At 68.2% G+C, this 13,008-nt stretch carries 9 protein-coding genes and 1 tRNA gene; 2 read left to right on the top strand and 8 right to left on the bottom strand.

Annotated elements, in window-relative coordinates; genetic code table 11:
- Window positions 1–194 precede the first annotated feature (194 nt).
- A complete protein-coding gene (gene ppk1, locus QQA13_RS09700) occupies window positions 195–2,360 on the bottom strand; it encodes a polyphosphate kinase 1 (RefSeq protein WP_108472616.1) in 2,166 nt (721 codons plus the stop codon).
- Between the two features lie 331 nt (window positions 2,361–2,691).
- Between ppk1 and QQA13_RS09705 the strand changes: the two genes are divergently transcribed.
- Window positions 2,692–3,939 carry an MFS transporter gene (locus tag QQA13_RS09705; protein ID WP_108472615.1) on the top strand — a complete coding sequence of 416 codons (1,248 nt, stop codon included), beginning with the start codon at window positions 2,692–2,694 and terminating at the stop codon, window positions 3,937–3,939.
- Between the two features lie 897 nt (window positions 3,940–4,836).
- On the opposite strand, the gene murB is transcribed toward QQA13_RS09705, so the two are convergent.
- From murB to amaB, 5 genes are all read right to left on the bottom strand, one after another.
- Complete coding sequence (gene murB, locus QQA13_RS09710; protein WP_108472614.1) at window positions 4,837–5,865, bottom strand: UDP-N-acetylmuramate dehydrogenase; 1,029 nt, start codon at window positions 5,863–5,865, stop codon at window positions 4,837–4,839.
- 10 nt (window positions 5,866–5,875) lie between these two features.
- Window positions 5,876–6,913 (bottom strand): quinone-dependent dihydroorotate dehydrogenase, encoded by a 1,038-nt coding sequence (locus QQA13_RS09715; protein WP_108472613.1) that lies wholly within the window; start codon window positions 6,911–6,913, stop codon window positions 5,876–5,878.
- A gap of 151 nt (window positions 6,914–7,064) precedes the next feature.
- Window positions 7,065–7,826 (bottom strand): SDR family NAD(P)-dependent oxidoreductase, encoded by a 762-nt coding sequence (locus QQA13_RS09720; RefSeq protein WP_108472612.1) that lies wholly within the window; start codon window positions 7,824–7,826, stop codon window positions 7,065–7,067.
- Window positions 7,827–7,833: 7 nt separating this feature from the next.
- Complete coding sequence (locus QQA13_RS09725; protein WP_108472611.1) at window positions 7,834–8,136, bottom strand: DUF4190 domain-containing protein; 303 nt, start codon at window positions 8,134–8,136, stop codon at window positions 7,834–7,836.
- Window positions 8,137–8,224: 88 nt separating this feature from the next.
- A complete protein-coding gene (gene amaB, locus QQA13_RS09730) occupies window positions 8,225–9,760 on the bottom strand; it encodes an L-piperidine-6-carboxylate dehydrogenase (RefSeq protein ID WP_108472657.1) in 1,536 nt (511 codons plus the stop codon).
- A 303-nt stretch (window positions 9,761–10,063) separates the two neighbouring features.
- On the opposite strand from amaB, the gene QQA13_RS09735 reads away from it, so the two are divergent.
- Window positions 10,064–10,140, top strand: a tRNA-Arg gene (locus QQA13_RS09735).
- A gap of 47 nt (window positions 10,141–10,187) precedes the next feature.
- Here QQA13_RS09735 and QQA13_RS09740 read toward each other — a convergent pair.
- Together QQA13_RS09740 and QQA13_RS09745 are read right to left on the bottom strand one after the other, a co-directional pair.
- Window positions 10,188–11,747, bottom strand: coding sequence for a protein adenylyltransferase SelO (locus QQA13_RS09740; RefSeq protein WP_108472610.1), 1,560 nt, complete (start codon window positions 11,745–11,747; stop codon window positions 10,188–10,190).
- 65 nt (window positions 11,748–11,812) lie between these two features.
- Window positions 11,813–12,601, bottom strand: coding sequence for a transglycosylase SLT domain-containing protein (locus QQA13_RS09745; protein WP_234411373.1), 789 nt, complete (start codon window positions 12,599–12,601; stop codon window positions 11,813–11,815).
- Between the last annotated feature and the right edge of the window lie 407 nt (window positions 12,602–13,008).

Here is a 13,008-nt window from a genome sequence, read left to right on the forward strand (position 1 = left end):
ACGCTCCGAGCGAAAAGCCCGGCGCTCCGAGCAAAAGAGCCCGACGCTCCGAGCAAAAAGCCCCGCGCTCCGCGCAAAAAGCCCCACGCTCCGCGCAAAAAGCCCCGCGCTCCGAGCGAAAAGCCCCACGCTCCACCCGCGCCGTAGGGCGTTCCGTGGTGCGTGGCGGGTGGTGCCACCCTGCGCTGTGTGGCTCAGTACGTGCTGCCGGCCCCTGCCCCGCACAGCTTGTCCATCAGCTCGGCCTGCACGTTGCGCACGGGTTCGCCGGCGGCCGGTGAGAGGCGCAGGTATTCGCCATCGGGCTGCAGCAGCGAGGCGCTGGCGTTGTCGGTGAGGTACAGCTCCAGCGCTCGGTGCACGCGCTGCTGCAGTTTCTTGCCTTCGATCGGGAAGGCGGTTTCGACGCGGCGGTCGAGGTTGCGTTCCATCAGGTCGGCGCTGGCCAGGTACAGCTGCGGCTCGCCGGCGTTGGCGAACCAGTAGGCGCGGCTGTGTTCCAGGAAGCGGCCGATGACCGAGCGCACGCGGATGTTGTCCGACACGCCTTCGATGCCAGGGCGCAGGCAGCAGATGCCGCGCACGATCAGCTCCACCTGCACGCCGGCGATACTGGCCTTGTACAGCGCACGGATGACCTTCGGCTCGGTCAGCGCGTTGACCTTGAGGATGATCTGCGCCGGCTTGCCCGCCGCCGCGTGCGCGGTCTCGCGCGCGATCAGTTCCAGCAGGGCCTTCTTCAGCGTGAACGGCGCATGCAGCAGTTTCTTCATGTGCAGCATCTTGCCCATGCCGGTGAGCTGGCTGAACAGCTTGTGCACGTCCTCGCACAGTGCCTCGTCGGAGGTGAGCAGGCTGTAGTCGGTGTACAGGCGGGCGTTGCCGGTGTGGTAGTTGCCGGTGCCCAGGTGCGCATAACGCACCAGTTCGCTGCCCTCGCGGCGCTGGATCAGCATCAGCTTGGCGTGCGTCTTGATGCCGACCACGCCGTAGATCACCATCGCGCCGGCCTGCTGCAGGCGCGAGGCGAGGCTGAGGTTGGATTCCTCGTCGAAACGTGCGCGCAGCTCGACCACCGCGGTCACTTCCTTGCCGGCGCGGGCGGCGTCGACCAGCGCATCGACGATCTCGGAGTTCGCGTTGGTGCGGTACAGCGTCTGCTTGATCGCCAGCACCTGCGGGTCCTTCGAGGCCTGGCGCAGCAGGTCGACCACCGGCGCGAACGACTCGTACGGATGCAGCAGCAGCACGTCCTGCTTGCCGATCACCTCGAACAGGTCCTCGGCGTGCTGCAGCACCTTGGGCAGCGCCGGTGTGAACGGCGGGTACTGCAGCTTCGGGTAGCTGACGTTGTTGGCGATGCGGAACAGCCGCGCCAGGTTCACCGGGCCGTTCACTTCATACAGTTCCGACTCGGCCAGGCCGAACTGCTTGAGCAGGTGGTCGGCCAGATCCTTGGGGCAGTTGTCGGCCACCTCCAGCCGCACCGCGTCGCCGAAGCGGCGCGAGTACAGCTCGCCACGCAGCGCCAGCGCCAGGTCCTCGACGTCTTCCGGGTCGAGCGTGAGGTCGGCGTTGCGGGTCAGCCGGAACTGGTAGCAGCCGAGCACCTGCATGCCAGGGAACAGTTCCTCTGCATGGGCGTGGATGATCGAGGACAGCAACACGTAGTTGTCGCCGCCCTCGCAGATCTCCAGCGGCAGGCGAATCAAGCGCGGTAACACGCGCGGCGCCGGCACGATGGCCAGGCCCGAGTCGCGGCCGAACGCATCCACGCCGTCCAGCCGCACGATGAAGTTGAGGCTCTTGTTGACCAAGAGCGGGAACGGATGGGTCGGGTCCAGCCCGATCGGGGTGACCAGCGGCGCCACCTCCTCGCGGAAGTAGCGGCGCACCCACAGCTTCTGCTTGTGCGTCCACTGCGTGCGCCGCACGATGCGGATGCCGTGCGTGGCCAGCTCCGGCAGGATGCGCTCGTTGAGGATCGCGTACTGCCGCGCGACCTGCCGGTGTGCGATCTCGGCGATCTCGGCCAGCGCGCGCCGGGGCGGCACGCCATCGGCGCCGATGATCTCGTGGTCCAGCGCGATCTGCCCTTTCAGCCCGGCCACGCGGATCTCGAAGAACTCGTCCATGTTCGCCGAGAAGATCAGCAGGAACTTCAACCGTTCCAGCAGCGGCGTGCGCTCGTCCAGCGCCTGGTCCAGCACACGGATGTTGAACTTCAGCTGCGACAACTCGCGATGGATGTACAGGCGGCTGTCGGTAAGGTCCGGCCCGTGCGTCGACGGCGCGGCATCGTTGGCGGCAGGCGCGGCGGCGTCGGTCGGCAAGGTCTCGCGAATCAGGCGGCTGGTCATGGGTACACCGGGTGGGTTCAAGCAGGGAACACCGGACATCGTAGCGCGTCGCGGGCCAAGTCCAGGCGACCGCAACCTTGCCGGTCATGCACCGCTCAGTGTGCAATCCACCGTTGACGACGGGATGACAACGACGGGCTCTGCGGGGGGGATGTCCAGGGTACCGCGCAGCCCGGCGGGCAGTGCCCGCCCTACCACAGCCGGCTTCGTAGGGCGGGCACTGCCCGCCGCTCCTTGCGCCGCTCCGCTGCATACGTTGGCACATGCGGGCTTGCCACCATTTGCCTTATCGTGGGAGCTCCCCGCCCCGCCCTACCCCGCCAAAACACCCATGCAGACTCGCGTCGAGACCGCTCCGCTGTCCCCTGTCGCCCTCACGCCGTCCACCGATACCGCTCCGGCCGCGGAGCACACCCAGTTTGCGGTGCTCGGCGGGATCAGCTTCGCGCACATGCTCAACGACATGATCCAGTCGCTGATCCTGGCGATCTACCCGATCCTGAAGAACGACTTCCAGCTCAGCTTCGCCCAGGTCGGCCTGATCACGCTGACCTTCCAGCTCACCGCCTCGCTGCTGCAACCCGTGGTGGGCATGGTGACGGATCGGCGGCCGATGCCGTACTCGTTGCCGGTGGGCATGGGCTTCACCCTGTGCGGCCTGTTGCTGCTGGCCACCGCGCCGAGCTTTCCCGTGCTGCTGCTCGCCGCGGCGCTGGTCGGCACCGGCTCGTCGGTGTTCCATCCCGAGTCCTCGCGCGTGGCGCGGATGGCCTCCGGCGGTCGGCATGGGCTGGCGCAGTCGCTGTTCCAGGTCGGCGGCAATACCGGCTCGTCGCTGGGGCCGCTGCTGGCCGCGTGGATCATCGTGCCGCACGGGCGCGGCAGCGTGGCGTGGTTCTCGCTGGCGGCGCTGCTGGCGATCGTGGTGCTGTTGCAGGTGGGGCGCTGGTACAGCCGGCATCATGCCGTCCGTCGCAAGGCCATGGCCGGGCATTTCGAGATACTCGCGCTGTCGCGCCGGCAGATCATCGCGGCGCTGGCGATCCTCGGCCTGCTGATCTTCTCCAAGTATTTCTACCTGGCCAGCCTCAGCAGCTATTACACGTTCTACCTGATCCACAAGTTCGGCGTGTCGGTGCAGAGCGCGCAGGTGCACCTGTTCGTGTTCCTGTTCGCGGTGGCCGCCGGCTCGCTGATCGGCGGCCCGGTCGGCGACCGCATCGGGCGCAAGTGGGTGATCTGGGTCTCCATTCTCGGCGTCGCGCCGTTCACCCTGCTGCTGCCCCACGTGAACCTGATGTGGACCGGCGTGCTGACCGTGGTGATCGGCCTGATCCTGGCCTCGGCGTTCTCGGCGATCCTGGTCTACGCGCAGGAACTGATCCCCGGCCGCGTGGGCATGATCTCGGGCCTGTTCTTCGGCTTCGCCTTCGGCATGGGCGGCATCGGCGCCGCCGTGCTCGGCGGCCTGGCCGACACGCATGGCATCGAGTATGTCTACCGGTTGTGCGCGTACCTGCCGTTGATGGGGTTGATTACGGTGTTTTTGCCGGATATCGAGAAGCGGGTTCGCGCGTAGCGTAGCTTTGGCTTCTTTGCCACTATCAGAGCAAGAGCTTTCGTCCTCCTTCGGAGGGCGAGTCACTTTCTCTCGCTTGCCCGAGAGAAAGTAACCAAAGAGAGGGGCACCCCGCTTCCGCGCTTTCCGGGCATCCTGCCCGGAAAGTTCGCGGCCGGGCTACGGGGTTTGTCGACAGGGCATCCTGCCCTGACGACAAACTGGTTCGCATCCCTGCGAACCACCCTGCGGGCTTTCCTTCGCCCGCCCGCCGCTGCAGAGGGGACCCCGGTAGAGCAGCGCGCATCCTGCGCGCACTCTTTAGAAGAGCCAGACCACAGCCACGGCAAAACGACGCTATGGTGTGGCTTCGGCCGTTGCTTTTCAGCTTTATCACCGAGTGCGGGCCACGATGGCCCGCTGCTCTACCCGGGGTCCCTTGCGCGGCGGTGAGGCGGGGTCGACAGGCCGCGCAGCGGGCGAGTCCATGGATGGACTCGCCTTTTCGCGCGGGCAGGATGCCCGCTCGAAAAGCCCGGCCCCGACTCACGGACTTGTTGGGCAGGATGCCCAACAAGCGCCAAGCGGGGTGGCCTTTCTCTTTGGTTACTTTCTCTTTGGCCACGCAAAGAGAAAGTAACTCGGCTGCCGAAGGCAGACGAAAGCCCTTGCTCTGAAATGCCGGCGCACAAGCGAAAGCATCGCGCGCGCTCCTACAAGGGTATTAATCGCCGGGCGAAGTGCGATGCCTGCCTTCGCAGGCATGACGAGGTGGAGGGAGGGCGGTACCCGCCTTCGCGGGCATGACGGCCTTCGCAGGCATGACGGGGGGTGCGCAGGCAGACGAAAGCCCTTGCCTCCGAAACTCTCGGCCCTGAGTGAAGCAAGAGCATCGCGCACGGAGTGCGCCCCAAAAACTCAGCGCGCGCCGATCACCACCGGCTCCGGCTCCAGCTGCACGCCAAACCTGTCGCGCACACCGTGCATCACCCGCTGCGCCAGCGCCCACAACTGCGGGCCGGTGGCGTGGCCGTGGTTGACCAGCACCAGTGCATGCCGGCTGGAAATGCCGGCATCGCCCTCGCGCACGCCCTTGAAGCCGGCAGCCTCGATCATCCACGCGGCGGACACCTTGCAGCGGCCGTCGGGTTGCGGCCAGGCAGCGAGGCCGGGATGCTCCCGCTTCAGTGCGTCGGCCAGCGCGGCGTCGACGATCGGGTTCTTGAAGAAGCTGCCGGCGTTGCCGATCACCGCCGGGTCGGGCAGCTTGCGCGTGCGCAGGCGTACCACCGCCTCGGCGACGTGGAACGGTGCGGGTTTGTCCACGCCCATCCGCGCCAGTTCCTCGCTGATGCCGGCGTAGTCGGTGCGCAGCGGACGGCTGCGCGGCAGCATGAAGCGCACGGCGGTGACGATGTAGCGGCCGGGTTCGTGCTTGAACAGCGAGTCGCGGTAGGCGAAGGCACAGGTGGCGTGGTCCAGCGTCACCACGCGGTGCTCGCGGGTATCCCACGCTTCCACGCTTTCGACGAACTCGGCTACTTCGCTGCCGTAGGCGCCGATGTTCTGGATTGGCGCAGCGCCGACCGTGCCGGGGATCAGGATGAGATTCTCCAGGCCGGCGTAGCCCTGGCCCAGGGTCCAGCGCACGAAGTCGTCCCAGCGCTCGCCGGCGGCCACCGCGATACGGGCGCTGTCGCCGTCACTTTCCACCTGCACGCCGCGGGTTTCCATCGCCAGCACGGTGCCGTCGAAGTCGCCGGTGAACAGCAGGTTGCTACCCTCGCCCAGCACCAGCAGGCGGCTGTGGCGCACGGCGGGGAAGTCGAGCAGTTGGGGCAGTTTGCTGGCGTCGCGAATTTCTGCCAGCAGCGTTGCCCGCGCATCGACGCGCAGGGTGTTGCGGTTCGCCAGCGGGGCATGCTCGATGAGCGTGTAGCCGCCCATGTCCACGCGTTCAGTCGACATCGGCGTTCCCGCGCTGGCGACGGATCTCGTCGACGCATTCGGCGACCAGGGTTGGCCCGCGGTAGATCAGGCCCGAGTACAACTGCACCAGCGAGGCGCCCAGCTCCATCTTCTCGGCGGCATCGCTGCCGTCCACGATGCCGCCCACGCCGATCAGTGGGATACGGCCCTGCAGCCGCCGGTGCATGCCGGCCAGCACCGCGGTGGAACGGTCGAACAGCGGCTTGCCGGACAGCCCACCGGCTTCGCTGCCGCGCGGGTCGTCCGCCACCGCTGCATGGTCGATGGTGGTGTTGGTGCAGATCACGCCGTCGATGCCGGTGCGCAGCAGCACCTCGGCGATCGAATCCAGTTCCGCCTCGGCAAGGTCGGGCGCAATCTTCAGCAGCATCGGCTTGCGCCGGCCATGCTGCGAACCGAGCCGCTCCTGCGCCTCGCGCAGCACCGAGATGAAGCGGCGCAGCGTGGCTTCCTGCTGCAGGTCGCGCAGGCCCTGGGTGTTCGGCGAGGAGATGTTCACCGTGACGTAGCTGGCCAGCTCGTACACGCGGGTGAGGCACAGCAGGTAGTCGCTGACCGCCTTCTCGTTCGGCGTGTCCTTGTTCTTGCCGATGTTGATGCCGAGCACGCCGTGGTAGCTGGACTGCTGCACGTTGCGCACCAGCGCATCGACGCCGTCGTTGTTGAAGCCCATGCGGTTGATGATCGCCTCGTGCCGCGGCAGCCGGAACAGGCGCGGCCGGTCGTTGCCCGGCTGCGGCTTCGGCGTCACCGTGCCGACCTCGATGAAGCCGAAGCCCAGCGCATCGAGCGCGTCCAGGTGTTCGGCGTTCTTGTCCAGGCCGGCGGCCAGCCCGACCGGGTTCGGGAAGGTGATGCCGAACGCCTTGGTCGGCAGGTCCGCCGGCGGCTTGGCGATCCAGTGGGCAAACCCGCTGCGCTGGGCCACGCCCAGCGCGTACAGGGTGGCGCGATGCGCGGTCTCGGCATCGAGCTTGAACAGCAGCGGGCGCAGGGTGTCGTACATGGATCAGACCGGTTGGCCCGCGCAGATGCGGGCGAGGTGATCGAAGGGTGCCACACCGCTTCTGCCAGCGCCGTCGAGCCACCGGCGCGGGCGCACGTTGCGGGTACGGCGCACGAATGCGCCAGCGTGGAGCCAGGGGGTGGCGTGCCGCTCAGCCATGGAGCATCTGCCCGCCATCGACCACCAGGGTGTGGCCGGTGATCCAGCCGGCCCACGGCGAGGCCAGGAACAGCGCAGCGTGCGCGATCTCTTCCGGCTTGCCGAAGCGACCGAACGGAATTTTCGCCAGGGTGGCGCGGTAGAGCTCCGGCTGTTCCTGCCGGCGGCGATCCCACAGGCCATCGGCAAACGCGATCGAGCCGGGCGCGATCGCGTTGACGCGGATGCGCTGCGGCGCCAGCGCCAGCGCCTGCGAGGTGGTGTACTGGCTCAGCGCCGCCTTCACCGCCGCATACGCCGCGCCGTTCGCACGCGGACGGAACGCGGCGATCGAGCTGGTGTGCAGGATGCAGCCATGCGCCGACGAGGCCAGATGCGGCAGCGCCGCGCGCGAGGCGCGCACCGCGGCCATCAGGTCCACGTTGAAGCCGGCCAGCCAGCTCTCGTCGCGTTCGTCGAAGCCATAGCCGCTGGCATTGTTGACCAGCACGTCGATGCCGCCGAGCGCCGCGGCGGCGTCCGCCACCCAGTTGGTAATAGCGTCGGCGTCGGCCAGGTCGCAGCTCTGCGCATGTGCCGGTACGCCGTGCGCCGCCAGCGCCTGGCGGGTTTCCTCCAGCGCCGTGGCGCCGCGTGCGCAGATCGAGACAGCCGCGCCGGCTTCGGCGAAGCCCAGCGCGATGCTGCGACCGATACCGCGGCTGCCGCCGGCGACGACGACGCGATACCCGGAGAAATCGAAGGCCGCCGTCATGCGAGCATCAGTGCCAGCCCGCGAACGCGAAGCCGAACACCAGCACCGCGATCAGCACGAACACGCCCAGCACACACAGCACCAGCTGCGCGTAGCCCAGCACCAGACCAGCCACGGCCATGCCATCGCCTTCGAGGCGGTTGTCGGGCGGACTGCGGCGGATCTCGCCACGCGCCAGGTGGCCGCAGATGATCGCCACGATCGCGCCGATGAACGGCAGCACGCACCAGGCCAGAATGCCGAAGACCAGGCTCACCACCGCCAGCGAATTGGTGGTGGTGCCCGGTCGATAGGACGGTTGATAGCTCATCGGGTCGCTCACTCGTCTAGGAAGTGGAACAGCGCCGTCATGCATCGAACGGTCACGGGCGGCGCACCGCCCGCGACCGGTTACGCGATTACACCGTGAACTTGATGCCCTGCGCCAGCGGCAGCGCGTCGGAGTAGTTGATGGTGTTGGTCTGCCGGCGCATGTAGACCTTCCATGCATCGGAACCGGATTCGCGGCCGCCGCCGGTTTCCTTCTCGCCGCCGAACGCGCCGCCGATCTCCGCACCCGAGGTGCCGATGTTGACGTTGGCGATGCCGCAATCCGAACCCGCCGCCGACAGGAACTGCTCGCCCGCGCGCAGGTTGTTGGTGAAGATCGACGAGGACAGGCCCTGCGGCACGTCGTTCTGCATGTCGATGGCTTCGTCCAGCGTCTTGAACGGCATCACGTAGAGGATCGGCGCGAACGTTTCGGTCTGCACCACGTCGTCGGAGTTCTTCACGCCGGTGACGATGGTCGGCAGCACGAAGTTGCCCTTGCGCTCGGTCAGCGCCTTGCCGCCGGTGCGCACGGTGCCGCCAGCGGCCTTGGCGTTCTCCACGGCCTTCAGGTAACCCTGCACCGCTTCCTGGCTGTTGAGCGGGCCCATCAGCGTGGTGGCCAGGGTGGGATCGCCGATCTTGCCCTCGACCTGGTGGTACGCCTTGACCAGCGTATCGACCACGCCGTCGAAGATCGACTCGTGCACGAACAGCCGGCGCGTGGTGGTGCAGCGCTGGCCGGCGGTGCCGACCGCGCCGAACACGATGCCCGGGATCGCCAGCTTCAGGTCGGCGGTTTCATCGAGGATGATCGCGTTGTTGCCGCCCAGTTCCAGCAGCGAGCGGCCCATGCGCCGCGCCACGCGCTCGCCGACCATGCGGCCGACCTTGGTCGAGCCGGTGAAGCTGATCAGCGCGATGCGCTTGTCGTCGACGAAGGCCTGCGCCAGGTCGCTGCCGGCGTCGTTGAACAGGAAGAACAGGTCGGGGAAACCGCCGGCCTTCAGCGCCTCGTTGCAGATCTTCATGGTGGCGATCGCCGACAGCGGCGTCTTCGGCGACGGCTTCCAGATGCAGATGTCGCCGGCAATGGTGGCCAGCATGGCGTTCCACGCCCACACCGCGACCGGGAAGTTGAACGCGCTGATGATGCCGACCAGGCCCAGCGGGTGGTACTGGTCGTACATGCGGTGGCCGGGGCGCTCCGAATGCATGGTGGCGCCGTACATCATGCGGCTCTGGCCCACCGCGAAGTCGGCGATGTCGATCATCTCCTGCACTTCGCCGTCGCCCTCGGGCTTGATCTTGCCCATCTCCAGCGCGACCAGCGAACCGAGCGCGTCCTTGTGCTTGCGCAACGCCTCGCCGCACAGGCGCACCGCTTCGCCACGCTGCGGCGCCGGGGTGCTGCGCCATACCTTGAACGCGGCCTGCGCGCGCTGGACGATCACCTCGTAATCGGCGGCGCTGGACGCATGCACGGTGCCGAGCACGTCGCCGGAGGCCGGGTTCACCGGCTGCAGCGCGCCGGCGTCGGTGGTCTTCGACCACTCGCCCTGGCCGAGGTAGCTGCCGGACTGCTCGCCGTCGAGGCCGAGCGCGCTGAGGATTGCATGGGACATGGAGGTCTCCTGGACGTGCGGCGCCCGCGGGCGCCGTGGGTGAAATCGGTAATTGCCCATTCTAACAGGCTGGCCGCCTTGCTCCCTCCCCTGCGAACAGGAGGCAGATGCTGTGCTCCTCCCCCTGCTTGCAGGGGGAGGTTGGAGGGGGTAGCGCCGGGCTTGCGAAAAGATCAAGAGCCAACCCCTCCCCAGCCCTCCCCTGCAAGCAGGGGAGGGAGTGATGTTTCGCCCCTTGCTTGCCGACGGACGGCGAAGTGACGGATCGCGCCGCCATGCGATCCATGCGAAAATCCCGCCGCTGCCCTCGTAGCTCAGTTGGATAGAGCGGCCCCCTCCTAAGGGGCAGGTCGGACGTTCGAATCGTCTCGAGGGCACCAGTTCCGCAACGCGAGGGCCGGCCATGCCGGCCTTCGTGCTTTCCGGCTCAGGAGCTGCACGACAGCATCGAGCAACCAGCCTTGTGCCGCGCCCAGTCCGGACGCTTCTGCGCGAACGCCTCGCGGCCGGGCTGGTCGTCGTACGGATGGCGCAGCACGTCGAGCAATTCAGCGATACCGCTGGTATCGCCCTGCTCCGCACGATCGATCGCCTGTTGCGCCAGGTAGTTGCGCAGCACGTAGCGCGGGTTGGCCAGGCGCATGCGCTCGCGGCGCTGCGCCGGCGACAGCGGATCGTCGGCCAGCCGCGCCGCGTAGCGGGCCAGCCAGTCGCCGAGCGCCGGCTCGGCCTCGCGCCGTTTCGCCTCGTCGTAGAACGCCTCGCCGAACAGCGCCAGCGAGGGCGACTGCATGCCGAACTCACCCAGCGCGCGGAACCACAGCGTCATGTCGATCTCGGCCTGCTGCATCAATCCCTGCAGCGACTGCATCAGCGCCACGTCGTCGTCGCGGCATTCAGCCACGCCCAGCTTGGCGGCAATGTTCGCGCGGTCGGCGGCGGCATAGGTGGCGGCGTAATGCTGCAGCCCGGCTTCCAGCCGTTCGACGCCGTCAAACAGCGGCGCCAGCGCACCGGCCAGGCAGCTCAGGTTCCACCACGCCACGTTCGGCTGCTGGCCGTAGCGGTAGCGGCGCCGCTGCGCATCGGTGGTGTTCGGCGTCCACTCCGGATCGTAGTTGTCGACCCAGCCGTACGGGCCGTAGTCGATGGTGAGGCCGAGGATCGACATGTTGTCGGTGTTCATCACCCCGTGCACGAAGCCCACGCGCATCCAGTGCGCCATCATCGTGGCGGTGCGCTCGCACACCTGCCGGAACCACGCCGCGTACAGCGCCTCGCCGCTGCCTTCCAGTTCCGGAAAATCGCGGCGGATGGTGAACTCGACCAGCTGCCGCAGCAGCACGATATCGCCGCGCGACGTGGGCAGCTCGAAATTGCCGAAGCGGATGAACGAGGGCGCCGCGCGGCAGACGATCGCGCCGGGTTCCGGCGCGGCGTGGCCGTCGTAGAACATGTCGCGCACCACCGTTTCGCCGGTGCCGACCAGGCTCAGCGCGCGTGTGGTCGGCACGCCCAGGTGGTGCATCGCCTCGCTGCACAGGAACTCGCGCACCGAGGAACGCAGCACCGCGCGGCCGTCTGCGCCGCGCGAATACGGCGTCAGCCCCGCACCTTTCAATTGCAGTTCCCAGCGCTCGTCGGCGGCGTTGACGACTTCGCCCAGCGAGATCGCGCGGCCGTCGCCGAGCTGCCCGGCCCAGTGGCCGAACTGGTGACCGCCGTAGTTCGCCGCGTACGGCTGCATGCCCTCGAGCAGCGCATTGCCGCCGAACACCTGCGCGAACGCGGGTGCGGCGACGTCCGCTGCACTGAAACCCAGCGCCGCTGCCATCTCCGCCGAATGCGCCAGCAGGCGCGGCGCCGCCACCGGCGTGGGATCGACCCGCGAGTACAGCGCGCCGTCCACCTGGCGCCGCCGCGCGCCCTGCTCCGCATCGCCGGGCAGCTCGCGCACGAACGCATTGTCGAAACGAAGATCAAACATCAGGGCACCTCGGGGCTGCAGCCTATATCCGGGCGCCGATGGCCCTATGCAAGGCCGCGCCGCGGCTAGCGCGCCACGGCCTGCCCGCCGTGCGCCGGGCGATGGATCGCCTGCAGCCGCTGGTAGACGGTCAATACGGCGGTGCCGTAATCCCTGGCCAGGCTCGGCGTGTGGCTGTGGTAGTAGCCCACGCCGAGCACGCGGTCGCGGGTCTGGTGCATGCCGTCGCGCAGGATTTTCGCGGCCACGGTGATGTTGGTGCGCGGATTCAGCAGGGTCAGCGGATCGCGCACCGCGTCGCGGTGCATCGGGTAGTAGACCTGCATGATGCCGACGTCCTGCACCGCCGAACCGAACTGGCTCGCCGCCGCCATCGCCAGTTGCACGTCATGGCGCTCGCCGCGCACCAGATGATCGTTGACGCGGAACAGCCAGGGCGTGGGCGCGACCTTGCCGTCCGGGTACAACGCCTTCGACTCCACCAGGGCGACGCTGTAGAGCAGCAGCGGATCGACGCCGGCGGCCTTGCCGACCTGCGACCACAGGCTGTGCCGGGACGTGATGTCCAGGTCGGGTTCGTCGATCGGCATCATCAGGTCCATCGTGCTGGCCCCGGACAGCAGCTGGCGACGAGTTTCGGCCTGCACGGAGCGGATTGCCGACGCCACCGTTGCCGCGCTTGCCGGAGCCGCGGTGGCCATCGACAGCACCGGCACCGGTGTGGTCGCCGAGAGCAGTGCAGACGTGGCCGATGCCGGCGTGGCAGCCATGGCACTGGCCGTTGTTGATCCCGCGCCGAAGTGCGGCACGCCAGGGCGCAACAGCACGAGGGCAGCACTCGCGATGGCGCCCATGACGACGCCTGCCGCAAGCCGGTGCCAAGACGTATTCGCCCATCCCGGCCACCGTGTCCACGGTGCGATGCGCGCGTCGACGAGGCGGCGCAAGCGGGCGGCTGCGGTCGCCTGCCATCCATCCAGCGGCCATGTGGGTGGCAGCAGCCAGCGTTCCGCTGCCGGCCGCGGCGCCCGCGCCGACAACCGGTCAGGCACGGCCCGTGAGCGAATCCACCGGGCAGGTGCCGGCATCACGACCAGCGGGGCGACGGGGCGATGGCGTGCCGACGAACCGCCGGATTTCCAGCACGCCGGAGCCATCAGGTATACGCGGGCCGGATCGCGCGGGATGTTGCGCACCGTCATGGGGTCCGCCGGCGGATGCACGCCATCGACCCCGGCGTACCCGCGGCTCTCGCCGTGCA

The sequence above is a fragment of the Rhodanobacter thiooxydans genome (assembly GCF_030291135.1).
GTDB lineage: Bacteria > Pseudomonadota > Gammaproteobacteria > Xanthomonadales > Rhodanobacteraceae > Rhodanobacter > Rhodanobacter thiooxydans_A.

Coding starts and splice junctions, on each gene's coding strand:
- ppk1 (WP_108472616.1), bottom strand. CDS start 2,360: ATGACCAGCCGCCTGATTCGCGAGACCTTGCCGACCGACGCCGCCGCG.
- QQA13_RS09705 (WP_108472615.1), top strand. CDS start 2,692: ATGCAGACTCGCGTCGAGACCGCTCCGCTGTCCCCTGTCGCCCTCACG.
- murB (WP_108472614.1), bottom strand. CDS start 5,865: ATGGGCGGCTACACGCTCATCGAGCATGCCCCGCTGGCGAACCGCAAC.
- QQA13_RS09715 (WP_108472613.1), bottom strand. CDS start 6,913: ATGTACGACACCCTGCGCCCGCTGCTGTTCAAGCTCGATGCCGAGACC.
- QQA13_RS09720 (WP_108472612.1), bottom strand. CDS start 7,826: ATGACGGCGGCCTTCGATTTCTCCGGGTATCGCGTCGTCGTCGCCGGC.
- QQA13_RS09725 (WP_108472611.1), bottom strand. CDS start 8,136: ATGAGCTATCAACCGTCCTATCGACCGGGCACCACCACCAATTCGCTG.
- amaB (WP_108472657.1), bottom strand. CDS start 9,760: ATGTCCCATGCAATCCTCAGCGCGCTCGGCCTCGACGGCGAGCAGTCC.
- QQA13_RS09740 (WP_108472610.1), bottom strand. CDS start 11,747: ATGTTTGATCTTCGTTTCGACAATGCGTTCGTGCGCGAGCTGCCCGGC.
- QQA13_RS09745 (WP_234411373.1), bottom strand. CDS start 12,601: ATGGGCGCCATCGCGAGTGCTGCCCTCGTGCTGTTGCGCCCTGGCGTG.